This is a genomic window from Streptomyces sp. NPDC005551 (assembly GCF_042871785.1).
In the GTDB taxonomy this organism is placed as follows: domain Bacteria; phylum Actinomycetota; class Actinomycetes; order Streptomycetales; family Streptomycetaceae; genus Streptomyces.
In genome coordinates this window covers 277595-303982 of record NZ_JBIAJE010000005.1, presented here as the reverse complement: position 1 = coordinate 303982, position 26388 = coordinate 277595, and the positions used below count along the sequence as shown (strand labels likewise).

26 protein-coding genes are annotated in these 26388 nt (G+C 71.3%); 19 read left to right on the top strand and 7 right to left on the bottom strand.

The window, feature by feature from the left end; genetic code table 11:
- Positions 1-43: 43 nt before the first annotated feature.
- A complete protein-coding gene (locus ACFYP4_RS16790; RefSeq protein WP_388785978.1) occupies positions 44-871 on the bottom strand; it encodes a GntR family transcriptional regulator in 828 nt (275 codons plus the stop codon).
- Positions 872-1064: 193 nt separating this feature from the next.
- Between ACFYP4_RS16790 and ACFYP4_RS16785 the strand changes: the two genes are divergently transcribed.
- The 5 genes from ACFYP4_RS16785 (at position 1065) to ACFYP4_RS16765 (ending at position 7222) form a co-directional block, all read left to right on the top strand.
- Positions 1065-2321 carry an extracellular solute-binding protein gene (locus ACFYP4_RS16785; protein ID WP_358851252.1) on the top strand — a complete coding sequence of 419 codons (1257 nt, stop codon included), beginning with the start codon at positions 1065-1067 and terminating at the stop codon, positions 2319-2321.
- Between the two features lie 25 nt (positions 2322-2346).
- Positions 2347-3345: a carbohydrate ABC transporter permease gene (locus ACFYP4_RS16780; protein WP_388785976.1), complete on the top strand. Its 999-nt coding sequence runs from the start codon at positions 2347-2349 to the stop codon at positions 3343-3345.
- A 26-nt stretch (positions 3346-3371) separates the two neighbouring features.
- Positions 3372-4193, top strand: a complete 822-nt coding sequence (locus ACFYP4_RS16775; protein WP_358851314.1) for a carbohydrate ABC transporter permease — start codon at positions 3372-3374, stop codon at positions 4191-4193.
- Positions 4194-4283: 90 nt separating this feature from the next.
- Positions 4284-5798, top strand: a complete 1515-nt coding sequence (locus tag ACFYP4_RS16770) for a beta-N-acetylhexosaminidase (protein WP_388785974.1) — start codon at positions 4284-4286, stop codon at positions 5796-5798.
- Entirely contained in the window at positions 5795-7222 is a 1428-nt protein-coding gene (locus tag ACFYP4_RS16765) for a cellulose binding domain-containing protein (protein WP_388785972.1), read from the top strand. Before ACFYP4_RS16770 ends, ACFYP4_RS16765 begins: the two co-directional genes overlap by 4 nt.
- A gap of 169 nt (positions 7223-7391) precedes the next feature.
- Here the strand turns inward: ACFYP4_RS16765 and ACFYP4_RS16760 are convergent, their stop codons facing one another.
- Both ACFYP4_RS16760 and ACFYP4_RS16755 read right to left on the bottom strand, forming a co-directional pair.
- Positions 7392-8330 (bottom strand): M56 family metallopeptidase, encoded by a 939-nt coding sequence (locus tag ACFYP4_RS16760; protein WP_358851255.1) that lies wholly within the window; start codon positions 8328-8330, stop codon positions 7392-7394.
- Between the two features lie 160 nt (positions 8331-8490).
- Positions 8491-9072: a DUF5134 domain-containing protein gene (locus ACFYP4_RS16755; protein WP_358851256.1), complete on the bottom strand. Its 582-nt coding sequence runs from the start codon at positions 9070-9072 to the stop codon at positions 8491-8493.
- Positions 9073-9332: 260 nt separating this feature from the next.
- Between ACFYP4_RS16755 and ACFYP4_RS16750 the strand changes: the two genes are divergently transcribed.
- Positions 9333-10985 carry an FUSC family protein gene (locus tag ACFYP4_RS16750; protein WP_388785969.1) on the top strand — a complete coding sequence of 551 codons (1653 nt, stop codon included), beginning with the start codon at positions 9333-9335 and terminating at the stop codon, positions 10983-10985.
- Positions 10982-11629: a MarR family winged helix-turn-helix transcriptional regulator gene (locus tag ACFYP4_RS16745; RefSeq protein WP_388785967.1), complete on the top strand. Its 648-nt coding sequence runs from the start codon at positions 10982-10984 to the stop codon at positions 11627-11629. Before ACFYP4_RS16750 ends, ACFYP4_RS16745 begins: the two co-directional genes overlap by 4 nt.
- Before the next feature lie 9 nt (positions 11630-11638).
- Here ACFYP4_RS16745 and ACFYP4_RS16740 read toward each other — a convergent pair whose 3' ends face one another.
- Positions 11639-12031, bottom strand: coding sequence for a VOC family protein (locus ACFYP4_RS16740; protein WP_358851258.1), 393 nt, complete (start codon positions 12029-12031; stop codon positions 11639-11641).
- Between the two features lie 70 nt (positions 12032-12101).
- On the opposite strand from ACFYP4_RS16740, the gene ACFYP4_RS16735 reads away from it, so the two are divergent.
- Complete coding sequence (locus ACFYP4_RS16735) at positions 12102-12641, top strand: GNAT family N-acetyltransferase (RefSeq protein ID WP_388785964.1); 540 nt, start codon at positions 12102-12104, stop codon at positions 12639-12641.
- Positions 12642-12644: 3 nt separating this feature from the next.
- Here ACFYP4_RS16735 and ACFYP4_RS16730 read toward each other — a convergent pair whose 3' ends face one another.
- Positions 12645-13328, bottom strand: a complete 684-nt coding sequence (locus ACFYP4_RS16730) for a glycerophosphodiester phosphodiesterase family protein (protein ID WP_358851260.1) — start codon at positions 13326-13328, stop codon at positions 12645-12647.
- A gap of 393 nt (positions 13329-13721) precedes the next feature.
- Here ACFYP4_RS16730 and ACFYP4_RS16725 point away from each other — a divergent pair, with 393 nt between their 5' ends.
- The 5 genes from ACFYP4_RS16725 (at position 13722) to ACFYP4_RS16705 (ending at position 18376) form a co-directional block, all read left to right on the top strand.
- Positions 13722-15119 (top strand): DUF6421 family protein, encoded by a 1398-nt coding sequence (locus tag ACFYP4_RS16725; RefSeq protein WP_358851261.1) that lies wholly within the window; start codon positions 13722-13724, stop codon positions 15117-15119.
- A 35-nt stretch (positions 15120-15154) separates the two neighbouring features.
- Positions 15155-15913 (top strand): SDR family NAD(P)-dependent oxidoreductase, encoded by a 759-nt coding sequence (locus ACFYP4_RS16720; RefSeq protein ID WP_388786240.1) that lies wholly within the window; start codon positions 15155-15157, stop codon positions 15911-15913.
- Positions 15910-16980, top strand: a complete 1071-nt coding sequence (locus ACFYP4_RS16715) for a low specificity L-threonine aldolase (protein WP_358851262.1) — start codon at positions 15910-15912, stop codon at positions 16978-16980. Before ACFYP4_RS16720 ends, ACFYP4_RS16715 begins: the two co-directional genes overlap by 4 nt.
- A gap of 96 nt (positions 16981-17076) precedes the next feature.
- Positions 17077-17670, top strand: coding sequence for a transglutaminase domain-containing protein (locus tag ACFYP4_RS16710; protein ID WP_358851263.1), 594 nt, complete (start codon positions 17077-17079; stop codon positions 17668-17670).
- Between the two features lie 13 nt (positions 17671-17683).
- Positions 17684-18376, top strand: coding sequence for a B3/4 domain-containing protein (locus ACFYP4_RS16705; RefSeq protein WP_388785960.1), 693 nt, complete (start codon positions 17684-17686; stop codon positions 18374-18376).
- Between the two features lie 7 nt (positions 18377-18383).
- Here ACFYP4_RS16705 and ACFYP4_RS16700 read toward each other — a convergent pair whose 3' ends face one another.
- Both ACFYP4_RS16700 and ACFYP4_RS16695 read right to left on the bottom strand, forming a co-directional pair.
- Positions 18384-19112 (bottom strand): lysophospholipid acyltransferase family protein, encoded by a 729-nt coding sequence (locus tag ACFYP4_RS16700; protein ID WP_358851265.1) that lies wholly within the window; start codon positions 19110-19112, stop codon positions 18384-18386.
- Positions 19113-19296: 184 nt separating this feature from the next.
- The gene (locus ACFYP4_RS16695; protein WP_388785958.1) at positions 19297-19713 is read right to left on the bottom strand and encodes a DUF4395 domain-containing protein; all 417 of its coding nucleotides are present in this window, start codon (positions 19711-19713) and stop codon (positions 19297-19299) included.
- Between the two features lie 74 nt (positions 19714-19787).
- Between ACFYP4_RS16695 and ACFYP4_RS16690 the strand changes: the two genes are divergently transcribed.
- From ACFYP4_RS16690 to murJ, 6 genes are all read left to right on the top strand, one after another.
- Positions 19788-20201, top strand: coding sequence for a thioredoxin family protein (locus tag ACFYP4_RS16690; RefSeq protein WP_358851267.1), 414 nt, complete (start codon positions 19788-19790; stop codon positions 20199-20201).
- 242 nt (positions 20202-20443) lie between these two features.
- Positions 20444-20962 (top strand): flavin reductase family protein, encoded by a 519-nt coding sequence (locus ACFYP4_RS16685; RefSeq protein WP_358851268.1) that lies wholly within the window; start codon positions 20444-20446, stop codon positions 20960-20962.
- A 223-nt stretch (positions 20963-21185) separates the two neighbouring features.
- Positions 21186-21971, top strand: a complete 786-nt coding sequence (locus tag ACFYP4_RS16680; RefSeq protein WP_358851269.1) for an electron transfer flavoprotein subunit beta/FixA family protein — start codon at positions 21186-21188, stop codon at positions 21969-21971.
- Between the two features lie 80 nt (positions 21972-22051).
- Positions 22052-23014: an electron transfer flavoprotein subunit alpha/FixB family protein gene (locus ACFYP4_RS16675; RefSeq protein ID WP_358851270.1), complete on the top strand. Its 963-nt coding sequence runs from the start codon at positions 22052-22054 to the stop codon at positions 23012-23014.
- A 180-nt stretch (positions 23015-23194) separates the two neighbouring features.
- Complete coding sequence (locus tag ACFYP4_RS16670) at positions 23195-24499, top strand: DUF6986 family protein (protein WP_388785955.1); 1305 nt, start codon at positions 23195-23197, stop codon at positions 24497-24499.
- Between the two features lie 122 nt (positions 24500-24621).
- Complete coding sequence (gene murJ, locus ACFYP4_RS16665) at positions 24622-26313, top strand: murein biosynthesis integral membrane protein MurJ (RefSeq protein ID WP_388785953.1); 1692 nt, start codon at positions 24622-24624, stop codon at positions 26311-26313.
- The last annotated feature ends 75 nt before the right edge of the window (positions 26314-26388 follow it).

The following is a 26388-nucleotide window of genomic DNA, read 5'->3' as shown; positions in this document are numbered from 1 at the left end:
CGGCCGGCAGCCCGCGGTGGTCGCTGCCGGTGGGTCGGTCCGGTCAACGGGCGTCTCCCGTCGTCGACGAGGTGATGATGTCCCCGTGCGCGAAGTCGCCCGGGGGGATGCCCGGGTGATGGCTCTCGGGACGTGAGTGCGGGGCAGTGGCGCCCAGGGCCAGCCGGGAGACGATCCGGTAGCGGTCGCCCCGGTAGACCGAGTGGACATACTCGACCGGGTGGCCGGCGGTGTCGGTGGTGAGGCGTTCGATGAGCAGGGCGGGCGAGAGGACCGGAACGTCGAGCACGCCGGCTTCGGCCTCGTTGACGACCGTCGGCTCGATGGACTGCACCGCCTGGTCGACATGGATTTGATGGTGTTCGCGCAGGTGGTCGTAGAGGTCTCCTGCCTCCAGTTCCTGCGGATTGAGGGAGGGCACCAGGTCGGCGGGGATGTGCAGGTGCTCTATGGCGATCGGCGTTCCGTCGACCAGCCGCAGCCGGGCGATGTAGATGACCCCCGCGGCCGGTGAGACGCGCAGCTTGCGGCCGATGCGGGCGCCCGCACGGATGGTGTCCAGCCGCAGCAGCCTGCTGGACCAGGTGCCGCCGGCCCGGGGCACGGAGAAGGTGGCGTCGCCGGAGACGAGTTCCTGGGTGATCTTGGCGGGGGCGACGAACATGCCACGGCCGTGTTCGCGTACGAGCTGCCCGGTGGCGACGAGTTCGTCGACCGCGGCGCGCAGGGTCGGGCGGGAGACGCCCAGTTCGGTGCTGAGTGTGCGTTCGGAGGGGATGGCGTCGCCGGGGCTGCGTACCTCGATCAGACCGAGGAGGAACTCCCGGACCCGCTCCCGCTTGAGTACGGCACCTGAGGAGCTGCTCTCCATGTCTGCGACCTCTCTGCCTCGCTACCCACAACTGGTCTGGTGGTAAACGGTAGTTCAGGCGACCACCGTCCGCCAAATCAGCGAAGAGGCCTTGATTACCAAGGGGGTTGACGCCTCTATTGGTCTATGCCACCTTCGAACCACATCATTGACCAGTTGGTCAACTGGTCAACTCTCCCGCGAGGTGAATCCAGTGAAGATCCGCTTCATCCCCGCTGTTGCGGCACTTGCGGCCGCCTGTGTGCTCACCGCCTGCAGCGGCGCCTCGTCCGGCTCCGACCAGGCGGGCGGCTCCGGCGCGCTGACCGTATGGATCATGAAGGACAGCGTTTCCGACGCGTATCTCCATCGGTTCGAGAAGGACTTCGAGCGGCAGCACGAGGACACCGTCCTGGACATCCAGATACAGGAGTGGGACGGAATCGGTGAGAAGATCACCGCCGCCCTCGCGAGCAAGGACGCCCCCGACGTGATCGAGGTGGGCAACACCCAGGTCGCGCAGTACGCGCAGAGCGGCGGTGTCCTCGATCTGAGCGACAAGGTCGGGGAACTGCGGGGCTCCGACTGGCTCCCCGGCCTCGCCGAGCCGGGGAGGGTCGGCGGCAAGCAGTACGGCGTCCCCTGGTACGCGGCCAACCGCGTCGTGATCTACCGCAAGGACCTCTTCGCCAAGGCCGGGATCACCTCCCCGCCCAGAACCCGCGACGAGTGGCTGCGGATCACCGAGAAGCTGAACCGGGGCAAGACGCAGGGCATCTACCTGCCCGGCCAGAACTGGTACACCCTCGCCGGCTTCATCTGGGAGGAGGGAGGAGAACTCGCGGAGAAGAGCGGCGACCGGTGGCAGGGTTCACTCGACAGCCCGGAGGCCTCCCGGGGCATGGACTTCTACCGGCGGCTCCAAGGGCTGGGCAAGGGCCCCAAGGATTCCGACGAGGCCAAGCCGCCGCAGGCGGACGTGTTCGCCAAGAGCGACGTCGCCCAGATCATCGCCGTTCCCGGCGGAGCCAAGATCGTGGAACAGGCCAACCCGGCCCTCGCGGGCAAGCTCGGCTTCTTCCCGATCCCCGGCCGTACGGCGGGCACGCCGGGAGCGACCTTCACCGGCGGTTCGGATCTGATCATTCCGGCCGCGTCCGCCCACCCCGACGCGGCCTACCAAGTGGTCAAGTCGCTCGCGGGGGAGAAGTGGCAGCGGGACCTGGCCAGGACCATGAGCTACGTACCCAACCGGACGTCGCTCGCCGATGCCCTGCAGGACGACGAGGGCACCGCCGCCATGGCCGCGGCGGCCGCACGAGGGCGCGCCACACCCAACTCCCCGCAGTGGGCCGCCGTGGAGGCCACGAACCCGATCAAGGAATACATGACCGCGGTGCTGACCGGAAGCGACCGGCGGAAGGCCGCTGAGGACGCCTCCGACGCCATCAGCAAGACGCTGAACTCATGAGCGGGACCCGGCCGGGGAAGAGAGCATGACGCGCCCCGACACCCGTCCCGGTCCGGCAGCTCGACCGGTCACCACTGCGGCAGCCTCCGCGTCCGCGCCGACACCGGCCCCCGCGCCGGCCATACGCCGACGAGCCGTTCCCGATGCCCTGTGGTCCTACCTGCTCATCGCACCCACGGCCCTCGGCATCGTCTTCCTGCTCGCCTATCCCCTCGCCCGCAACCTGCTGATCTCCCTCCAGCACTACGGAATGGCCGAACTGATTGGGGGTGGCGCGGACTTCGCCGGTCTGGAGAACTACCGGCAGATCCTCAGCGACGCCGAATTCTGGCAGGTCACCCGGCGTACCCTGTGGTGGACCGCGACCAACGTCGTACTCATCATGGTGATCGGCACAGCCGTCGCGTTGATGCTCCAGCGGCTCGGCAGACGGATGCGCACTCTGGTCCTGAGCGGACTCGTACTCGCGTGGGCCAGCCCCGTCATCGCCACGACCACCGTCTTCCAGTGGCTCTTCTCCTCCCGCCTCGGAGTGGTCAACTGGCTGCTGGTGCGGCTGGGGTTCGACTCCTTCCAGGACTACTCCTGGCTGGCGCACGGACCGGCGGCCTTCACCGTCCTGGTGCTGCTCGTCGTCTGGCAGTCCGTGCCGTTCGTCGCCATCACCCTGCACTCCGCGCTGACCACCGTTCCCACCGAACTCTTCGAATCGGCCCGGCTCGACGGCGCCGGCGGCTGGCGCACCTTCCGCTCGATCACCCTTCCCCTGCTCCGGCCGATCTTCGGACTCGTCCTGAGTCTCGAAGTCATCTGGGTCTTCCGGTGCTTCGCCCAGATCTGGGCCGTCACCCGGGGCGGTCCCGGCGGAGCGACCACCACCCTGCCGGTCTACGCCTACCAGGTGGCCCAGTCACTGCACCGCTACGACCTCGGAGCCGCCGCGGCAACCCTCACCGTCCTCATCCTGATCGCCGCACTGATCCTCTACTTCCGTCAGATGTACCGGCAGGAGGCCGAGCTGTGAGCCGCGTCCCCGCCGCCACCTCCCGCATGCTGCGGCGGGTGCCCCTGCACGCGGGTGCGCTGCTCACCTTCGTGGTCTGCGCCTTTCCCGTGTACTGGATGGTCCTCACGGCCTTCAGGCCCACACCCGACATCCAGGCCGAGTCACCCCTCTTCCTGCCCACCTCGCTGACGCTGGAGCACTTCTCCGCAGCAGTGAACGCCGACGGATTCTGGTCGTTCTGGCGCAACAGTCTCCTCGTCACGGCCGGAAGCGTGCTGCTGGCCCTCGCAGTCGCCCTCGGCTCGGCCTTCGCGGTGGCGCGGCTGCACTGGAAGGGCCGCCGCGGCTTCGTCCTGATGGTCTTCATCGCGCAGGTCGCGCCCTGGGAGGCCCTCCTCATCCCGATGTACGTCATCGCACGCGACACCGACATGCTCGACCGGCTCGCCACCCTCACCCTCGTCTACTTCATGATCACACTGCCCTTCACCATCGTCACCCTGCGGAGCTTCCTCGCCGGAATACCCGAGGAACTGGAGGAAGCCGCCCAGCTCGACGGCTGCACCCGCACGGCCGCGTTCCGCAGGGTCACCCTCCCGCTGCTCGCACCCGGCCTGCTCGCCACCTCGCTCTTCGGTTTCATCACCGCCTGGAACGAATTCGCCTTCGCCAACATGCTGATCATCAAGAACCAGGACGACCGCACCCTCCCGGTCTGGCTCTCGTCGTTCTCGAACGTCTTCGGCACCGACTGGGGCGCCACCATGGCCGCCTCCACGCTCTTCGCGCTGCCCGTCCTCATCCTCTTCCTGGTGCTCCAGCGCCGGGTCGCCACCGGCCTCGCCGGCGGCGCGGTCAAGGGCTAGGCCGTGTCCGCGGGGCCGGCACTCGGGTCGGTCAGGACGAACCGTCGGTCACAGCCGGCCCGATCCCAACGACAGGCCCTGGGAGACACCGTGTTACGACCATCCACATGCCCCGGACTCGTCCCGGCCCCCTTGAGACTCAGCCGGTCCTCCGGGACCTTCACCCTCGACGAGAGGACGGCGATCCGCGCCACCCCCGGCGCCGGGCCCGCCGCCGCACTGCTGCGCACGCTGCTGGCCCCCGCGACCGGCCTGCCCCTGCCCCTCGCCCCGGACGGCCGGATCGTCCTCGTCCTCGAACCCGGCCTCACCGGCCTCGGCGCGGAAGGTTACGGCCTGACTGTCAGCGGCGAAACGGTATTGCTCCGTGCCGCGGGCGTCGCCGGGCTCCGGCACGGTGTCCAGACCCTCCGGCAGCTCCTGCCCGTCGCCGTACTCGGGACAGAACCGGTACGCGGAGTGCGGTGGTCCATCCCCGGCATCGAGATCACGGACGTACCCCGATACGCCTGGCGCGGCGCGATGCTCGACGTGGCCCGCCATTTCCAGCCCGTCTCCTTCCTGCGCCGCTTCACCGACCTGCTCGCACTGCACAAACTCAACGTGCTGCACCTGCACCTGACCGACGACCAGGGCTGGCGGATGCCCATCACGGCGTACCCCCGGCTCACCGAGGTCGCGGGGATACCGTACGGCGGCGCGTACAGCCGTGCGGAGCTGCGCGATCTGGTGGCGTACGCCGCCGACCGGGGTGTCACCGTCGTGCCCGAGATCGAGATGCCGGGCCACGCGCGTGCCGCCCTGGCCGCCTACCCGCACCTCGGCAACTTCCCCGGGCGGCCCCTGAAGGTGTGGCAGGGCTGGGGAGTGTGCGACACCGTCCTCGGCGTCACCGACGAGGTCCTCGACTTCTGCCGCGCCGTCCTGGACGAGGTCATGGACGTCTTCCCCTCGCTCCACGTCCACGTCGGCGGCGACGAGTGCCCGACCGCCGAATGGCACCGTTCCCCCGCCGCCCTGCGGCGCGTCGCCGAAGAAGGGCTGGACGGCCCCGACGCGCTGCACGGATGGTTCATGGAACAGATCGGGAGCTTCCTGACCGGGCGCGGGAGGCGGCCGCTGGGGTGGACCGAGACCGGTCGTGACCTGCCCGACTGCTTCGCCGCCCTCGCCTGGCGCGACGCGGATCACGGGCTGACGGCGGCCTGCCGCGGCCAGCCCGTGATCATGGCCCCGCACCGCTCCACGTACCTCGACTATCCCCAGTCCCCCCACCCGGACGAACCGCCGGGCCAGCCGGGCGACGCGGTCGACCTGCAGGCCGTGTACGCCACCGAACCCGCCCCCGCCCACTGGGAGGCAGCGGTCGCCGCACGGGTGCTCGGCACCCAGGCGCAGCTGTGGACGGAGTACGTCGCCACGGCGGCGCACGCCGAGTACCTCGCCTTTCCCCGGCTGTGCGCGCTGGCCGACACGTCCTGGTCCGGCGGCCACGACTGGCCGGGATTCCAAGCACGGCTGCACCACCACCGAACCCGGCTCGACGCCCTTGGAGTGCCGAGCCGCCCCTCCGCGATCCTTCGTCCCGAGAGGACCACCAGGTGAGAAGCATCAGCACGAGCAAGACAGCGCGACTCCCACGGATACGCGCGGCCCTGGCCGCCGCCCTCGTGGCCGGACTCGGCTGCACCGCCCTGTCGGCGACGCCCGTTGCCGCCGCCGGCGAGTCACTGACCGTCCAGTACCGGCAGAGCGCCTCCGGCAGCGACCAGGCCGAACCCTGGTTCAAGGCCGTCAACACCGGCACCGCCCCGGTGTCCCTCGGCCAGGTCAAGATCCGGTACTACTTCAAGTCCGAGTCGGGTGCCTCGTACACCTTCGCCTGTTCCTGGGCCGTCAGGGGCTGCGCGTACATCACCGGCACCTTCGGCACCCTCGCCAAGCCGACCGCCACCGCCGACCGCTACCTGGAGATCGGCTTCACCGCCGGCGCCGGCACTCTCGCGCCCGGCGCGGACACCGGCGACATGCAGCTGCGCTTCCACCGCTCCGACTGGCAGCAGCTGAACCAGAGCGACGACTACTCCTTCGGGCCCGCCCAGACCGTGTACGGCAACTGGTCCAAGGTCACCGCAAGCGTCGGGGGTACGCAGGTGTGGGGGACGGCGCCGGAGGGCAGCGGTCCGGGGCCCGACCCGGATCCGACCGACCCACCGACCGGCGCCGCCCTCTTCGACGACTTCAACTACTCGTCGCACAGCGATCCGGCGATCGGCGCCCACGGCTGGAGCGTGCGGTCCAACGCGGGCGGGCCCGGCGTGCCGGGCGCGACCTGGGCGGCGCAGAACGTCACGTTCGCCAAGGAGGGGACCAACTCGATCATGAACCTGGAAACCTCGACGGCCGGCACGCCCGAGTCCACCGAACACGCCGAAGTGCTCACCTGGGCGGCGAAGTTCAAGAACGGGACCTATGCGGCCCGGGTGCGGTTCTCCGACACGCCGAAGTCGGGACCCGACGGCGACCGCGTCGTACAGACCTTCTTCACCATCAACGACCTCAAGGCCCCGATGGCGGACGACTACGCCGAGTACGACTTCGAGTACCTGCCCAACGGCGGTTGGGGCGAGCCCGGTAACATCCTCTACACCACGTCGTGGGAGACCTACCGGCCCGACCCCTGGGAAGCCGTCAACCAGCACTCGGAGTCGCGCACCAGCTTCGCCGGTTGGCACGACCTCGTCTTCACCGTCAACGACAGCAACATCACCTACTACGTCGACGGCCAGGAGTTCGGCCGCCACGACGCCCGATATCTGCCAGAACGGCCGATGTCCATCAACTTCAACCAGTGGCTCATCGACCTTGCGGGCCAGACCAGCACCACCCCACGCGCCTACGACCAGAAGGTCGACTACGTCCTGCACGTCAAGGACCGGGTGCTGACCCCGGCCCAGGTCGCGGCGAAGATCACCGCCTACCGGGCGGCAGGCACGACCTTCGAAGACACGGTGCCCGCGAGTCAGTGACCACCTCCGGTGGGCGGGCGCCGCTGGTGCTCCCGCCCACCACCTCCAGCGCTCGTGTCCCGATGCCCGCACCGACTCGGCGCGCGGCCAGGGGCCGGCGGACCGGCAGGCGTGCGGCACCCGCGGGCGTCGGGCGGATCCACGGATCGGCGGTGCCCGGGCCCCGGTCTCAGTGTCCGAGCGCCCGCAGGCCCGGTATGAACGCGATCAGTACGGGGATCACCGGCACCAGCGCTCCGGCCGCCGTCAGCCGCAGCCGGCGCGCCGCCGTGAGCCGGGTCGCAGGGGTGAGGAGGCGGTGCACGCGCTGCGGGACCTGGGCGTGCGGAGCGGGACCGGGACCGAACACGCCGCGATCCTCGTTGAGTTCGACCAGCGCCAGCGCGATGCTGAGACGGCCGAAGCGGCGGGACGCCATGTCGTCGGCGGCGAGTTCGACCAGACGGTGCATCTCGTCGCGGAACGCGGCGAAGACCGGTACCTGCGGGAACCCGTTGGCCAGCGCGGCCGAACAGTGCAGCAGCCAGTCGTGGCGCGCCCGCGCGTGTCCCTGCTCGTGGGCGAGTACGGCGTCCAGCCGGGGTCCTCGGAGGCGCTGCAACGCGGCCGTCGTGATGACGAGTCGGGGCGCCGCGCCGGGCAGCCACCAGGCGTCCGGGCGCTCGCCCTCCAGGACCACCAGGCGCTCACGGCCGGACTCTTCGCCGGGCAACAGAGGAGCGCGGTCGAGGAGTTCGGCGCGGCTGCGCCGGCGGTGCGCGGCGGCCCGGGCGATCTCGCGGGTCAGCATCGCCGCGGTCCACACACCTCCGCCCGCGAGCACCAGCGCGGTCGTCGCGGCCCAGGGGCCGCCCGTGCCCAGGGAGTAGGCGTCCACGACGGAATGCGGCGCGGGGGCGAACACGTGGCCCCGCACGGCTGCCCAGGCGGCGGCGGCGCTCAGGGTCATCGACAGCACGCAGCACAGCAGGACGGCGGCCACCACGCACTGCCACATCCACAGGGCGACCACCGGTTCCCGGTCGGTCCAGTCGGCCCGGGCGAGCAGCCGTGGAGCGGCGACGGCGGCGAGGGCGCCGAGCAGCAGCAGTGCCACGGGGACCATCATGGGGCGAAGCCTATGAGCGGGAACCGCCGGAGGATACGGGCTGCCGCGCCAAGTGACGCACACCACGGGGGAGTACGGCCGGCCGGACGGGTCCGCCCGCATGCCAAGGCCCGCACATGTCCGTCGGTGCGGCGGCGCCGACACGCGGGCGGCGTGGGGTTCAGAGGGTCAGCAGCATGGCCACCATGGCGATCCCCATCGACAGCCGGCACGCCCGCGCCAGCTCGGGCCGGTCGCCCCAGCCGGCGGTGCCGCGCCGGGCCGGGGACGCGGCGCTCGCCCCGGGCGGCGCCCCGGCCGTGCCCGGCAGCAGTCCGGTGCCGGACCACAGCACGTATCCGGTGAAGTACAGCAGGAGCGCACCGGTCACCAGGGGGGCTCCGGACCCGCCGTGTCCGCCGTGCTCCTGTACCGAGGGCGACGCGGCCATCGCCCCGCCCATGTAGGCCATCGCCAGGGCGCCCACCAGGTGGTGCAGGTGGTGGGCGCTCTCCCGGGCGGCCCACAGCGCGCGGACCGCTGCCGTGCCGAAGACGGCCGCGTACACCAGCCAGGTCCAGCGCGGCGGAGAGGCCACGGCCGCCGGGACGGCCATCGCGGCCATGCCGAAACCCATGAGGGCCTCACCGCCCGCCGCACGGCGCTGCTCGTCGACCGGGCTGCGCATCCGGAGCAGGCAGTACACGCCGGTCGCCGTGCACAACGCGACGAGCAGCCAGCCGGACGAAACCGGTCCGTGCACCGCACACCTCCCCCTTCGACGGTGTCGGACAGTCGGTCAGGGCATGCCCGTGCCGCCCGGTGCGCAAGCGAGCGCAAGGGTGTACACGGGGGAGCGTGCGGGGTGCACCGCAGGCCATCACCTCGACGGCGGACGGCGGACGGTGCACCCGGACGGCGGACGATGGACCCGGGCGGCGGGTGGCGGCCTGCCGGGAACCGGCCCGCGGGGATGAACCAGGCTGACAATTTACGAGTAAAACACCTGTTAAAGTTCGAGTCATGAGCAGTGTGTCCCCCCTGTCACCCCTCGTCCGCGTACGCCGCCTCCCGCTCGCCGGGGTGCTGCGGCTGGGCAGACCCTCCGACATCTGGTTCAAGCCCGCCCTGAGCGTCGTCGCCGCGGTCGCCCCGCCCAACCTCACGCTGCTCGCGTTCGACCGCCTCGACCTGGCGATCTACACGATGGCCGGATCCCTGTGCGCGCTGTACGCCCACAACCGCCCGTACGCCGCCCGGGCCCGCGTCCTGGCCGGGGTGGTGCTCGGCATGCTCGGCGGTCTCACCGTCGCCCTGGTCACGGCGTCGCTCACCACGGACGCCGTCGTCCTCGTCACCGTCGGCGCGCTGCTGGCCGCCGTGCAGAAGGTGCTGTGCGACGCCACCCGCCTCGGCCCGCCCGGTCACGTCGTCCTCACCTTCATCAGCTCCGCCTCCCTGTTCGCGCCGCAGACGCTCGGCCAGGTCCCCGGACACCTGGCGCTCGCCGTCTGCGCGGGCGCCTGGGCCTGGCTGGTCGGCATGGCGCCCGCTCTCGTACGGCCGCACGGGCCCGAGCGCCGGGCCACCGCTCACGCGCTCCATGCCGCCGCCGCGTACGCCGGGACGCGCGCCGCCGACGACGGCCGCGCCGGGAGCCGGGCCGCCGCGGCGGCCGCCGTGCACGCCGCCTGGCAGTGCCTGCTCTCCACCGGAGCCCGTTCCGCGTCCCGGCGCGCCCTGGAAGGGCTCGTGGTCCGAGCGGAGGCCGCCCTCGCCGCTCCCGACGACACCGAGGCCGAGCGGCTGCGCGCGTGGGCCCGCCGGCTGCGCGGCACCGGGCCCGTCCCGCGCCCGAACGTCCGGGAGGCCGGCGAGCTGCTCGGTGTCGAAGCCGAACTCGAGGCTCCCGCACGGCCGTTGCGTGCCAGGCTCGCTCCACTGGCCCCCATCGCTCTGCGCACGGCACTCGGCTGCGCCCTGGCCGGATACGTCTCGCTCGCCCTCGGGATCGGCCGCCCCTACTGGGCCCTGGTCACCGCGGCCTCCCTCTACCAGGCCAACGTCACCCTGACCTGGAGCCGGGGCGTCCAGCGCGTCGTCGGCAACGTGGCCGGCGTGCTCGTCTTCGCGGCGATCGTCCCGCTCGCGCACCTCGGACAGCCGGCACTCGTGCTGAGCTGCCTCCTGCTCAACTTCGGCGCCGAGGCACTGATCGGCCGCAACTACTGGCTCGGCAGCGTCTGCGTCACCCCCATGGCGCTGCTCATCACCGAGTTCGCCCGCCGCCAGGAGCCCGGCGAGCTGATGGCCGACCGGGTCGCGGACACCCTCGTCGGCGCGCTGGTCGGCTTCGTCGCGGCGGTCGTGGTCACCAACCGGCGGGCCGGCGACCGTGTCGAGGAGGCACTCGGCGCCGTCGAGCGCGCCCGCGGGCACGCGGCACGCGTCCTGGCCGGCCCGCACCCCGCGCCCGGGGCCCTCGAATCCGCTCGCCGCCACCTCGCCGCGGCCGTCGTCGATCTGCGCGCGGCATCCGACGCCGCGGCCGGGGAGTGGTGGCAGCGCGCCCTGCCCGAGGAGCGGGTGATGCGGGCCGAGCAGGCCGCACACCGTACGCTCGCGGCGACGGTACGAGGTCACGGACCCCACTCCCTGGAGGACGCACAGGCATGACGGCAGCACACGGGCGGGCGGCGAAGGCGGCGGCCGGGCGGGACACGGCCCGGCGGGCGCCCGCGGGGGAGACCCCGGGCGAGACGCCCCGGAGCGGTCCGGGGGCCGCGGAGCCCGTGAGCGGGGCGGGAGCGGCGGCACCCGTGGACACCATGGGTGTCGTCGTACGGCAGTGGCAGTCGGTGCACCCCGGTATCGACACCGGTCCCATGGAGATCATCGGCCGTATCAACCGCAGCGCGGCGCTCCTTCAGCAGGCGGAGGACGCCCCGCTGCGCCGGGCCGGACTGACCCGCCCCGAGTTCGACGTCCTGGGCACGCTGCGGCGCACCGGTCACGAGCTGACCCCGAGCGAGATCGCCCGCGAGACCTTCTCGTCCGGTGCGGCAGTCACCAAGCGGCTCAAGCAGCTCACCGGTCGCGGCCTCGTCGAGCGGCGCGGCGACACCCGCGACCGCAGGGTCGCGCACGTCCGGCTGACCGACGAGGGCCGCGACCTCGTCGACGGCATCCTGCCCGACCAGCTCGCCTACGAGGCGGCCGTCCTGTCCGGCATCGACCCCGGCCGGCAGCGCGAACTCGCCGTGCTGCTCGGCGAGTTGCTGGGTCGGCTGGAGGGAAGCCTCGGCAGGCCGCGCGTCTGACGCCCTAGGTCAGATGCCCGGCCGGTACCGCAGGGGATGGTCCGCCGGGATCTCGACGAGCACGATCTCCGTCCCGTCGGGGTCGGCGATCCACATCTCGATCAGTCCCCAGGGTTCCCTGACCGGCGGACGCACGATGCCTACGCCCGCGGCCGTCAGCTCCTCGTGCGCCGCCGCCGCGTCGGCGACCTGGAGCCACAGCTTGAGCGCGGGGGAGGCCGGGGTGTCGGAGCGGCCCGCGACCTCCAGGAAGCCGCCGCCGAGGAAGTAGACCGTGCCGCGCTCGGGGCCCGTGCCGAACTCGCGGTGGACGGCGAGGCCCAGCTGCTCGCCGTAGAAACGCCGGGAACGCTCGGGATCGGTCGGACGCAACAGGGTCCGGCTGCTCAGTACATGCACCATGCACCCGGAGCCTAGGCGAGGGTTAGGCTCGGCGGTGCCCGAGCCGCGCCACACATCGGAGAGCCGCCCCATGGACACCTCTGCCGCCGGACTGACCTTCCGCGATGCCACCGACGCCGACGTCGACGCCCTGGTCGGGCTGATCGAGTCCGCCTACCGCGGGGAGAGCAGCAGGACCGGGTGGACCACCGAGGCGGACATCCTGGACGGGCAGCGGACCGACCCGGAGGGTGTGCTGGCGGTGGTCAAGTCGCCCGACAGCCGTCTGCTGACGGTCGAGCGGGACGGCGCGGTCGTCGCCTGCTGCCAGCTCGAACACCGCGGCGACCACGCCTACTTCGGAATGTTCGCGGTGAGCCCGGCACTTCAGGGCGCCGGCCTCGGCAAGGTGATCATGACGGAGGCGGAGCGGTACGCGCGTGACGTCTGGGGCGCCGGCGAGATGCACATGACCGTGATATCGGTACGCGACGACCTGATCGCCTGGTACGAGCGGCGCGGCTACCGCCGTACGGGGAGGATGACGCCCTTCCCGTACGGCGACGAGCGCTTCGGCGTCCCGCGCCGGGCCGACCTGCAGTTCGAGCTGCTGGTCAAGCCGCTGGTGTGAGGCTCATGCGGTGAAGCGGCCGGTGCGTTTGATCTCCGGGTAGTCGGTCGTCGCGCCGTCCAGCCCGAGCGCCCGTACCAGCCGCAGCTGGTCCTGGGTGTTCACCACCCAGCCGATGATCCGCAGGTCCGCCTTGCGCGCGTGCTCGACGATCTCCAGGGTCAGCCGCCGGATGTTCAGGACCAGACAGGCCGCGCCGACGGCGGTGGCGCGGTCGACGACGTCGACGCCGTAACGGCTGGCGACCAGCGCGGTACGCACGCCCGGCACGAGACGGGCGATCTCGGCGATCGCCTCGTCGTGGAAGGAGAGGACCTCGACGCGTGCGACGAGGTCCCGCCGGTGCATGACCTCCGCCAGTGCCCGCGCCGCCGCCACGTCCTTGATCTCCGCCTGGAGCGGCGCGCTGACGGCGTCGAGGACCTCCTCGAAGACGGGGACGCGCTCGCCTCGCCCCGCGTCCAGTACGCGCAGCTCGGCGAGCGTCTTCTCGGCGATCGGGCCCGTGCCGTCGGTCGTGCGGTCCACGTCCGGGTCGTGCATGACGACCAGGGCGCCGTCCTTGCTCAGGTGCAGGTCGAGTTCGATCAGGTCGAGGCCCGCTTGCTGGGCGGCGACGAAGGAGCGCAGGGTGTTCTCGGGTTCGACACCCATCACCCCGCGATGACCGATGGTGAGGAAGTTCACGGTTCGTCTCGCTTCCGTCGACGGCGGCTCGGCTCCGGCGTGGGGTCCGACGGGGCGTCCACGCGGCAAGGCCGCAGCCTAACGGCCCCGCTGTGCGGTGTACCCGCTCCTGCGCCGGGCAATGGGGGCGCTCCGCAGGGCCGACCCGTACCGTGGCACGGCGGGCGCGTCACCCCGGGGTGGGCGAGTCCCCCGCCGGTTGACCGCCGTCGCCGCTCTCACCCCCGATCCCGGCAACGGATGGTGCAAGTCGTCGCATCGACGGTGTCCGACAGGAAAAAGCGCGGCGAAGACGGGGGTCGCGCAGGATAATTTGCCGGACCTCCACTTGTGGGAAGGAACCTCGAATGCATACGGTGTCGATACGCGAGGTTCTTTTGTGGAGGATGGGTCATGACGGAGATTCTTGTGCAGACGGCTACGGAGGAACTCATTCCTCCCTCGGTCAGGGTGGTGGAGCACCCGGCTTGGCCCGTGCTCAAGGATGCCGTGGAGGAGATACGGCCGTGGCAGGCCAAGGACGGCTCGATCGACTTCGAGGCCGAGGGTGCCCCGGACGCCTCCGACGTCGAGCTGGCCGTACGCCGTGTCATCGACGCCGTGGAGCAGCTCGCCCCGCTGGTGCCGCACGACGCGGCCTACCACGAGGCGCTCGTCAAGGACCTGCGGCGCTGGGCCGACGACGGCTTCAAGGTGCCCGACTTCCTCGACTCGCTGCTGGCCTTCCAGCCCGCCGCGCGCCGCGAGGACGGCCTCCAGCACCTCGTCCTGTTCCCCATGTACACGCAGAACGGCAACCCGGACCGCAACTTCGAAGCGGTCGTCCTGCGCATGGTCTGGCCGGACTGGCTGGCCGAGCTGGAGCGCACCCGCTACGACAACCCGTTGTTCTGCGGCATCACCTTCGAGGACTTCACCGCGGGCTACGACACGAACTCCGCGGTCCTCTTCCCGGAGACCATCGCCGTGCGCGAGGCCCCCGAGCGCTTCACCTGGGGCGGCATCTTCTGCGACCGTGAGGCGGCCCGCTTCCGCGCCGTCACCGACGCCGCGGTCGACATCCTGGGCCTCGACCTGCCCGAGGACATCGCCGCCATGGTGCACGACCAGAGGCGCTGCGAGGAGGCCTTCGTCCTGTGGGACATGGTCCACGACCGCACCCACAGCCACGGCGACCTGCCCTTCGACCCCTTCATGATCAAGCAGCGGCAGCCGTTCTGGATGTACGGCCTGGAGGAGCTGCGCTGCGACCTCACCGCCTTCAAGGAGGCCGTGAAGCTGGAGGCCGACGGCGTCCCGCAGGCCCGTGACGTGCAGTACGCGGTCCTCTTCGACCGCATGTTCCGCTTCCCGGTGACCGGTGAGCGCGTGCGCAACTACGACGGTCTCGGCGGCCAACTGCTCTTCGCCTACCTGCACAAGCACGACGTCGTCCGCTGGACCGACAACAAGCTGCACATCGACTGGCAGCGCGCCCCGCAGGTCACCAACCAGCTCTGCGCCGAGATCGAGGACCTCTACCGGGCGGGCATCGACCGCCCCAAGCTGGTGCACTGGTTCGCCGCGTACGACCTGGTCTCCCAGTACCTCGCCCCGCACCCCGGCTCGCGCTGGGCCAAGGGCCCCGACGCCCTCGACCTGAGCCTGCCCCCGCGCAAGCTCGTCGACGACGTGCTTCCCGACGAGTTTCCGCTGAGCATGTTCTACGAGGCGCTCGCGAAGAAGCTGAAGAACGTGATCGCCGCGACCAAGGGCATCACCGCGGAGAACGCCGAGCGGATCGCCGCGTGAGCGCCCGCGCCGAAGACGCCCAGGAGGCGAAGACGATGGCCCAGGGGAACGGCAACGGAGCACTCGGCGGCGCGGTGATCGCGGTGGCGGGCGCCGGCGGACCGGCCGGACGTGCCGCGCTGATGCGGCTCGCCGAGGCGGGCGCGGTCGTCGTCGGCTCGGACGCCGACCCCCAGCGGCTCGCCGAGGCCGTGGACGCGGCACGCTACGCGCACGGCGGTGCCACCGTCGTGGGCGACACGGTCGACCTGCTCGACCCGCAGGCGGCCCGTGACTGGGCCGGCCGCATCGAGAAGGACTTCGGCCGCGTGGACGGCCTGGTCCACCTGGTCGGCGGCTGGCGCGGCAGCGCCTCCTTCGCGCAGACCGACCTCGCGGACTGGGAGCTGCTGGAGAAGCTGCTGATCCGCACGGTCCAGCACACCTCGCTCGCCTTCTTCGACGGGCTCCAGCGCAGCGACCGCGGCCGGTACCTGCTGATCAGTGCCGCCGGTGCCTCGCAGCCCACCGCCGGCAACGCGGCGTACTCCGCGTCCAAGGCCGCCGCCGAGGCGTGGACGCTGGCCATGGCCGACGCCTTCCGCAAGGCGGGGAGCGAGGACGGGCCGCGTTCCGCGGCTGCGATCCTGGTGGTGAAGGCACTGGTGCACGACGCGATGCGCGCCGAGCGCCCCAACGCGAAGTTCGCGGGCTTCACGGACGTCACGGAACTGGCCGAGGCCATCGCCGGCGTCTGGGACAAGCCCGCCGGTGAAGTGAACGGAAACCGTCTGTGGCTGACCGAGAAGCCGTGAACCCTCCGAAGACCGATGCCCGGCGTCACCACGACCCGGATGTCCGCGGCTTCGCCAGCGACAACTACGCGGGGGCCCACCCCGAGGTGCTCGCCGCCCTGGCCCTGGCCAACGGCGGGCACCAGGTCGCGTACGGCGAGGACGACTACACGGCCAATCTCCAGCGGATCATCCGCAGCCACTTCGGGGCCGGCGCCGAGGCCTTCCCGGTCTTCAACGGCACGGGCGCCAACGTCGTGGCACTCCAGGCGGTCACCGACCGCTGGGGTGCGGTGATCTGTGCGGAGAGCGCGCACATCAACGTGGACGAGGGCGGTGCCCCCGAGCGCATGGGCGGCCTCAAGCTGCTCACGGTGCCCACCCCCGACGGCAAGCTCACCCCCGAGCTGATCGACCGGCAGGCGTACGGCTGGGACGACGAGCACCGTGCGATGCCGCAGGTCGTCTCCATCACCCAGAACACCGAACTCGGCACCCTGTACACGCCCGACGAGATCCGCGCGATCTGTGAGCACGCCCACGCCCACGGCATGCGCGTCCATCTCGACGGTGCCCGGATAGCCAACGCGGCCGCCGCCCTGGACGTCCCGATGCGGGCGTTCACCAACGCGGTCGGCGTGGACATCCTCACGCTGGGCGGGACGAAGAACGGCGCGCTGTTCGGCGAGGCGGTCGTCGTCCTCAACCACGACGCCGTCCGCCGCATGAAGCACCTGCGCAAGCTGTCCATGCAGCTGGCCTCCAAGATGCGCTTCGTCTCGGTGCAGTTGGAGGCCCTGCTCGCCAAGGACCTGTGGCTGCGCAACGCCCGGCACGCCAACGGGATGGCGCAGCGGCTCGCCGAGGGTGTCCGCGCCGTCCACGGGGTGGAGATCCTCCATCCCGTGCAGGCGAACGCGGTCTTCGCGCGGCTGCCGCACGACGTCAGCGAGCGGCTCCAGAAGCGGTACCGCTTCTACTTCTGGGACGAGGCCGCGGGCGACGTCCGCTGGATGTGCGCCTACGACACGACGGAAGAGGACGTGGACGGGTTCGTAGCGGCACTCAAGGAGGAGATGGCCCGCTAGGACCTGTCTGAACCCGAAGACCAGTCTCTGCATAGATATACGGTCGATCGAAAAGTCATTGACTTCCGGTCGGCCGTGTTTCTATGCTCCGCGGTCATGGAACTGATCCAGGAAACCCCTGACCTTTCGGCGTACTTGGCTGCCGACGACGTCATCGATCACCATCACCCCGCGGTGCGAAAGGCGGCCGCCGCGCTGGCCCGGGACGCGACGGACTCGTATGCCTATGCGCGAGCCGCCTACGAATTCGTCCGTGACGCCATCCCGCACTCGCAGGACGCGGAGGACCCCCGCGTCACCTGGCGCGCCTCCGACGTGCTGGAGCAGCGCACCGGCATCTGTCACGCCAAGGCGCACGCGCTGGCCGCGCTCCTGCGCGCGGAGGACATCCCCACGGCGCTGTGCTACCAGCGACTGCGGCACGACGACGGTGACGGATACGCCGTGCACGGCCTGGTCGCCGTGCGGTTCGACGGGGCGTGGCACCGCCAGGACTGCCGTGGCAACAAGCCGGGAGTCGACGCGCAGTTCTCGCTCGACGGCGAGCGGCTGGCCTGGGTGCCCGACCCGAAGTCCAATGAGGTGGACTATCCGGTGCTGTACGCTGAACCTCAGTCGGCGGTGCTGGCAGCGCTCAAGGCCGCTCAGGACCGCCCGCAGCTGTGGAAGACGCTTCCCACCGCACTCTGAGGCAAGGCAGACGATGACTCTCACGCTCACCGTGTCCGACGAGGTCCGCGCGCTCGCGCCCGGCTTCACGCACGTGGCGATCGAGGCGGACGGCCTCGTCAACGGGCCCAGCACGGAGGGGACGTCCGCGCTGCTCGACGACGCGGCCCGCCGTCTCGCCGTACGGCTCGACGGCCGCGCCCCGCACGAGGACCCGCACATGGCGGCCTGGCGCGAGACCTACACGGCGTTCGGCTCGAAGCCGGCCCGCACCCGCAACTCGGCAGAGGCACTGGCGAAGAGGGCGCTGTCGGACGCCGGGCTGCCGCGGATCAACCTGCTCGTCGACGTCTACAACGCCATCAGCGTCGCCCACCTGATCCCGGTCGGCGGTGAGGACGCCGCCCTGGTCCAGGGCGGGATGCGGCTCGTGCGCGCGACGGGCGACGAGGACTTCGTGACCGTCGCGGGCGGCGAAGAGGTGGTCGAGCACCCGGACGCGGGCGAGGTGGTGTGGCGCGACGACGCGGGCGTGACCTGCCGGAGGTGGAACTGGCGCCAGGGGCCGCGGACGCGGCTCACGGAGAGGTCGACCTCCGCGATCTTCCTGCTGGAGAGCCTCGCCCCGATGCCGGTCGCCGACGTGGAACGTGCCGGAGCCGAACTCGCCGAGCTGCTGGAGAAGTTCAGCCCCGGGGCGCGGATCACCGTCCACGCCCCGGCCTGACGGCAGGTCAGCGCGCCTCGGCGGCACGCACCTCTTCGGGGGTCGGCGCCGTGCCGCCCAGGTGCGCGGGCATCCACCAGGCGTCTTCCGGGCCCTGCGGGCGTCCGGGATAGGCGTGCTGCGCGGCTTCGAGGAGTTCCTGGACCCGGTCGCGCAGCCGGCGCGTGATCGCGCCCGCGTACTGGTCGCGGGGAGCCTCGACCGGCTCGCCGACGCGGATCGTGACCGGGATGTGGCTCCGCTTGAAGTTGCGCGGGTGCCCCTTGGTCCACAGGCGCTGGGTGCCCCACAGGGCCATCGGGATCAGCGGGACCCCGGCCTCCTGGGCCATGCGCGCGGCACCCGACTTGAAGCTCTTCAGCGTGAAAGACGGGGAGATGGTGGCTTCGGGGAAGACGCCCACGATCTCACCGGAACGCAGCGAGTCCAGCGCGTGCGCGTAGGCCTGCTCACCCTGCTTGCGGTCCACCGGGATGTGCTTCATGCCGCGCATCAGGGGGCCGGAGACCTTGTGGCGGAACACCGACTCCTTCGCCATGAAGCGGACCAGACGTTTCTGGGGAAGTGCGGCCATCCCGTCGAAGATGAAGTCGAGATAGCTGATGTGATTGCTCACCAGCACGGCGCCGCCCGAGCGCGGAATGTTCTCCGATCCCTTGCAGTCGATTTTGAGGTCCCAGGCCTTGAACAGCGTGAGGGCGAGACCGACGACGGGACGGTAGACAAGCTCTGCCATGGACGGGGTGGACCCTTCTCTCTGCCTGGGAAAGGGGCTCCCGGCGGTAAGTTACGCAGCCGTAGGTTTACGGCATTGCGCAGATCGTGCCCCAAGAACGGACCGGGGGCCAGTCCTGGTGCCGGAGTGTGGCGAGATCCTCGTCACGTCGACCCTTGATCGACCTCGGCGTTTTCCCTCGGCTTTACTCCGCGCGCACCGACAGGCGACGCACGACCAGGTACATCTCACACCCCAGGCAGTACCCGAAAACGGCGTTGAGGAACGCCGCGGCGAGCGCCGCCGCGGTCGCCGCCGTCCCCAGCCACTGCGGACCCACCGCGTAACCCGCCAGGCCCACGACGGCGAACGCCAGTCCGACCGCCTGCGCGAACCGCGGGGGCTCGGGCGGCTCGAAGTCCGTCGGCGGCCCGATCCGTGGCCGTACCAGCGTGCGGAACAGCCACCTGTACGGCGAGCGCCCCGTGCCGCCCGCCGCGCCCAGGGCGAAGGCCAGGGTCTGCCAGGCCAGCAGCCAGGCGCTGCCGGTGATCAGCACGGTCGCCAGCACCACGGCCGTCACGGCCGCACCGAACCGCGGCCCCCTCACGTCGATGTCCATGAATCAAGCATTCCGTACGGGGCGGGATCCGTGGGCCGGGAATCTTTGCGGTCTCGTGAACGCTGCTCCGGGGGATGACCGGACTTGTGGTGTGCGTGGCGGTGCTCGTGGTCGCGAGCGCCTACGGAGTGCTGCATCGGCGGCGGAGCGGGAGAGTCGCAGTGCGCGGGCGTGACGACGGCAGACGAATCGGCGCGGCCGAGCTGGGGGCGCGCCTCGGTGAGCGGGCCACGCTCGTCCAGTTCTCCAGCGCCTTCTGCGCCCCCTGCCGGGCCACCCGCCGCGTGCTCGCCGAGGTGGCCGGCCTGGTCCCCGGCGTGTCCCACGTCGAGATCGACGCCGAGGACCACCTGGACCTCGTGCGGGAACTCGGCATCCTCAGGACGCCCACGGTGTTCGTCCTCGACGCGGACGGCCGGATCGTGCGCCGGGCGACCGGGCAGCCGCGCAAGGCGGACGTGATCGCCGCGCTCGGCGAGGCCGTCTGACCCGTGGTGATCTTCGTGAGGCATCTCGCAGAACACGGGACGCCCTTGACTGTGCCCGACGCCTGTCGTCAGCCTGACCGTATGCCCCGCGAACTCCTTCTCTTCGAGCGTGTCCATGTGGACCTCGCCCGCACCGCGAGTGCGCGCTGTCCGGGCCGTTGAGCACCCACGGACCCGCCCCCGACCGCGGCTTCGGCCGAGCGGGGGGACCGCCACGCCGCCTCGCGAAGAAGGACCACCAGATGACGGCCACGCCCGGCCTCGGCACCGCGCAGCTCGCCTCTCCCGACCTCCTGCGCGCCGTTTTCCGGCAGCACGCGGCGGGAGTCGCCGTGATCACCGCCCGGGGGGCCGCGGGCCCGGCCGGCTTCACCGCCACCTCGCTCACCTCGGTCTCCGCCGAGCCCCCGCTCGTCTCCTTCGGCATCGGCACCGGCGCGTCGAGCTGGCCCGCGGTGGCCGAGGCGGACCATGTCGGCGTGCACATCCTCGGCGAGCACCAGCAGGATCTGGCCGCCACCTTCGCGCGCAGCGGCGCCGACCGCTTCGGGGCGCCCACCCGCTGGCGCGAGGGCCCCGAGGGCGTCCCCCTGCTCGACGACGTCCTCGCCTGGCTGGTGTGCCGGGTCGTCGCGCGCGTGCCGGCCGGGGATCACCGCATCGTCCTGGCCGAGGTCTGCCAGGGCGATCCCTCCGGCGCGGGCCGCCCGCTGCTCTACCACCAGGGGCGATTCAACGGACTGCGCGACTGGTGGACGTGAGTCCCGGACCGGTGTGGCCGATGCCACAGGCGCCCGCAGTTGATTACGCAGCGTTGTCAAGGTCACAGTTCAAAGCGCTTGCTTAGTGGGCATCCGGTAGGTGTACTGACGAGTAATATTTCGTTCGGAGCGCGGGTCGCCCCGACCGGGACCGGCCGCTTCAGGCGCCTATGCTGCCTGCAAGAAGGCAGCCCAGAAATGACGATGCAGTAGGAGAGCCGGCGTGAGCTTGAGGATCGTTGTCACTGTGAAGTACGTGCCCGACGCCACCGGCGACCGGCACTTCGCCGATGACCTGACGGTGGACCGCGACGACGTGGACGGTCTGCTCTCGGAGCTCGACGAGTACGCGGTGGAGCAGGCGCTGCAGATCGCCGAGAACGCCGACGACGCCGAGATCACCGTGCTGACCATCGGCCCCGAGGACGCCAAGGACGCGCTGCGCAAGGCGCTGTCGATGGGCGCCGACAAGGCCATCCACGTCGAGGACGACGACCTGCACGGCACCGACGCCATCGGCACCTCGCTGGTGCTGGCGAAGGCGATCGAGAAGGCCGGCTTCGACCTCGTCGTCTCCGGCATGGCCTCCACGGACGGCACCATGGGTGTCGTTCCCGCCCTGCTGGCCGAGCGTCTGGGTGTGCCGCAGGTGACCCTGCTCTCCGAGGTATCCGTCGAGGACGGCGTCGTCAAGGGCCGCCGTGACGGCGATGCCGCCTCCGAGCAGCTGGAGGCCTCGCTTCCCGCGGTCGTCTCGGTCACCGACCAGTCGGGCGAGGCGCGTTACCCGTCCTTCAAGGGCATCATGGCCGCCAAGAAGAAGCCGGTGGAGTCCTGGGACCTGTCGGACCTGGAGATCGAGGCGGACGAGGTCGGCCTCGGGGGTTCCTGGACCAAGGTCGACTCCGCTGCCGAGCGTCCGGCGCGCACCGCCGGCACGATCGTCAAGGACGAGGGCGAGGGCGGCAAGCAGCTGGCCGAGTTCCTCGCGGGCCAGAAGTTCATCTAGGCCCGCCAGATTCGCCCGGGGTCCGGACCGTCGGACCCCACTGCCCCCTCATACTTCGTAAGCAGGAGAGAAGAAGTCCCATGGCTGAAGTTCTCGTCTACGTCGACCACGCGGACGGCGCCGTCCGCAAGCCCACGCTGGAGCTGCTGACGCTGGCCCGGCGTATCGGCGAGCCCGTCGCCGTCGCCCTCGGCGCCGGTGCCGGCGACACCGCGGCCGTGCTCGCCGAGCACGGCGCGGTCAAGGTCCTCACCGCCGACGCCTCCGAGTTCGCCGACTACCTGGTCGTGCCGAAGGTGGACGCGCTCCAGGCCGCGTACGAGGCCGTCTCCCCGGCCGCCGTGCTGCTGCCGTCCTCCGCCGAGGCCAAGGAGATCGCGGCCCGTCTCGCCCTCCGCATCGGCTCCGGCATCATCACCGACGCCGTGGACATCGAGGCCGGCGACGAGGGCCCGGTGGCCACGCAGTCCGCGTTCGCCGCCTCCTTCACCACCAAGTCCCGTGTCTCCAAGGGCACTCCGGTCATCACGGTCAAGCCGAACTCGGCTCCCGTGGAGGCCGCGCCGGCCGCGGGCACCGTCGAGGCCCTGACGGTCTCCTTCTCCGAGAAGGCCACCGGCACCAAGGTCACCTCGCGCACCGAGCGCGAGTCGACCGGCCGCCCCGAGCTGACCGAGGCCGCGATCGTGGTCTCCGGCGGCCGTGGCGTCAACGGCGCCGAGAACTTCTCGATCATCGAGACCCTCGCCGACTCCCTCGGTGCGGCCGTCGGTGCCTCGCGTGCCGCGGTCGACGCCGGCTGGTACCCGCACTCCAACCAGGTCGGCCAGACCGGCAAGTCCGTCTCGCCGCAGCTGTACATCGCCTCCGGCATCTCCGGTGCCATCCAGCACCGCGCCGGTATGCAGACCTCGAAGACCATCGTGGCCATCAACAAGGACGCCGAGGCCCCGATCTTCGACCTGGTCGACTACGGCGTGGTCGGCGACCTCTTCGAGGTCGTCCCGCAGCTCACCGAGGAGATCAACACCCGCAAGGGCTGATCCCTCCACGGGAGGCCGGTCCGCCGGGGCCGCGTCTGCCGCTCCTGCCGGGGCCGCGTGGTGTTCGTCACCGCGCGGCCCCGAGCCGTTCCGGGTGACCATTGACGCAGATCGCAACCGCCTATTAACTTCGCTATACGGATTGTTGATTCCGTGCAGCGGAAAACAGGAGGGTGTGGAATGGGTCAGGGTCAGCAGGAGAAGGTGGCAACGAGCCTCGCGGGCGCCGTCAGCGAGGAGATCAGCGCCTCCCTCGCCCCGGTCGACGCGGAGCTGGAGCGCCGCTATCCGGGAGACCCCGGCACCCGGCAGCCCGTCCACACGGTGTACGTCCCCGGTGACGCCTTCGCCGCCGACACCATCCGCTCCTGGGGCGACCGGGCCCTGGCGGCCCTCGACGAGCACGCCCCCGACGCCGCCTCCTTCGCCGCCGTCCTCGGCCTCGCCGACGACCTCGCGGGACCCGTGTACGACCGCGTGCGGGCCAAACTGGAGCGTGAGCCCGTCGAGGACCTGCGCGTCGACTTCGAGGACGGCTACGGCCCGCGCCCCGACGCCGAGGAGGACGCGGCCGCGGCGCGCGCGGCGCGACTGATCGCCGAGGCGTACGCGAACGGCACGGCGGCCCCGTACATGGGCATCCGCATGAAGTGCATGGAGGCCCCGGTCCGCGACCGCGGCATCCGCACCCTGGACATCTTCCTCACCGGCCTGATGGAGGCCGGCGGCCTGCCCGGGGGACTCGTCCTGACGCTGCCCAAGGTGACCTACCCGGAACAGGTCACCGCGATGGTCCGGCTCCTGGAGGAGTTCGAGAAGGCGCGCGGCCTCGAGCCCGGCCGGATCGGCTTCGAGATCCAGATCGAGACCAGCCAGTCCATCCTCGCCGCCGACGGCACCGCCACCGTCGCCCGCATGATCCAGGCCGCCGACGGCCGCGCCACGGGCCTGCACTACGGCACCTTCGACTACAGCGCCTGCCTCGGCGTGAGCGCCGCCTACCAGGCGTCCGACCACCCGGCCGCCGACCACGCCAAGGCGGTCATGCAGGTCGCCGCCGCGGGCACCGGCGTCCGCGTCTCGGACGGTTCGACCAACGTCCTGCCCGTCGGCCCGACCGCCAAGGTCCACGACGCCTGGCGCCTGCACTACGGGCTCACCCGCCGCGCCCTGGCCCGCGCCTACTACCAGGGCTGGGACATGCACCCCGGGCACATTCCCACCCGGTACGCGGCCGTGTTCGCCTTCTACCGCGAGGGTTTCGAGCAGGCCGCCGCCCGCCTCGCCCGCTACGCCAACCAGGCCGGCGGCGATGTCATGGACGAGCCCGCCACCGCGAAGGCGCTCAGCGGCTACCTGCTGCGCGGCCTCGACTGCGGTGCCCTCGACGTCGCCGAGGTGGCCCGGCTCAGCGGCCTGACCCGTGCCGACCTGGAGGCGTTCGCGTCCCCCCGGCGCGGCGACCTGACCGCGTCGGCCAAGTAGCCGGGTGCGGCGCGTGTGCCGCTGAATCGTCGCACACGGGTCATGACGTGGCCTGGTTCGTCAAGTCCGGGGTCATCGAGGGCGGTTGCAGCCGCGGGACCCCGTGGGCATAGGTTGACGGCATGGAGCAGGGGGCGAACTCCGCGGTGTCGCAGGCCGTGCCGCGGGAGGATGGGACAAGCGGGCGGTTCGCCGCCCGGCGGAACAAGGACCGGAGCGGGGGCGGGGCGGCTCGTTCGTCCTTGCTGATGGCCGTCGGCACGGTGGTCTCACGGGCGACCGGGCTGATCCGTCAGGTGCTGCAGGCCGCGGCGTTGGGGACGGGCCTGCTGGCCAGTACGTACAACACGGCGAACACGGTGCCGACGAGCCTGTACACGCTGCTGATCGGTGGCGCGCTCAACGCCGTGCTGGTCCCGCAGCTGGTGCGGGCCAGGGCGACGCAGCCCGACGGCGGGCGTGCCTACGAGCAGCGGCTCGTCACGCTCGTGGTGTGCGTGCTGGCAGCGGGGACGGCGCTGGCGGTGTGGGCGGCGCCGCAGATCGTGGGCGTGTACATGCGCGACACCCCGGACGGCCACCAGGCGTTCGAGCTGACGGTGACATTCGCCCGGTTCCTGCTGCCGCAGATCTTCTTCTACGGCCTGTTCGGCATCTACGGTCAAGTCCTGAACGCCCGCGAGAAGTTCGGCGCGATGATGTGGACCCCCGTCCTCAACAACGTCGTACTCGTCGCGATGTTCGCCGCGTACCTGGGGCTGATGACGGTTCCCGGTCAGGTGGCGGACGTCACCGCCGACGAGGTGCGGTTGCTGGGAATCGGGACGACCGCGGGCATCGCCGTGCAGGCGCTGGCGCTGATCCCGTTCGCACGGGCCGCGGGATTCCGGTTCCGGCCGCGGTTCGACTGGCGGGGCACGGGTCTGGGCGGGAGCGTCCACGCGGCGAAGTGGACGCTGTTGTTCGTCCTGGCGAACCAGGTCGCCCTGGCCGTGGTCACGAACTACGCCAACGCCGCCGACCAGGAACTGCCTGAGGCGGGCGCGGGCTACTCGGCCTACACCTACGCCCAGACCATCTGGATGCTGCCCCAGTCCATCGTGACGGTGTCCCTGGTGACGGCGCTGCTGCCCCGCATGAGCCGGGCCGTCGCCGAGGGGCGCATCCCGGATCTGCGCGCGGACCTGTCCCGGGGGCTGCGGATCAGCGGGGCGGTCATCGTGCCCGCCGCCTTCCTCTTCGTCGCCCTGGGACCGCAGATCGCATCGCTCCTGTTCGCCCATGGAGCAGCGGACGCCGCCTCGGTCCGTCCGCTCGGGTACATGCTCCAGGCGTTCGGGCTCGGGCTGATCCCGTTCTCCGCCCAGTATCTGCTGCTGCGCGGTTTCTACGCGTTCGAGGACACCCGCACCCCCTTCTTCATGGCGGCCTGGACCGCGGGCGTCAACATCGCCCTGGCCACGGCCTGCCATCTGCTGCTGCCCCCGCGCTGGGCCGTGGTCGGCATGGCCGGGGCCTACACGCTGTCCTGTCTGGCGGGCCTCACCCTCACCGCGTATCTGCTCCGCAGGAAACTCGGTGGCCGCCTCGACGAGGGAGGTGTGCGCCGTACCTACGTGAAGCTGCTGTGCGCCGCGGGCCCGGCGGCGGCGCTGGGCTGGGCCGCGGCGCGTACGTGCACCGCGCTGGGGAGCGGAACATGGCAGACCGCCGCCGCGCTGACCGCGGGCGCACTCACGACCGTTCTGGGATACCTCGTGCTCGCCCGGCTGATGAAGGTCGCCGAGCTGCGCCGCCTGCCCGGCACGCGCTGAGCCGGAGGGCTTCGCCTTCGGTGTCGCGCAGGCTCGCGGGGTGAGGTCGCGCTCGCGGGAGGAGGCCGGGGGCCG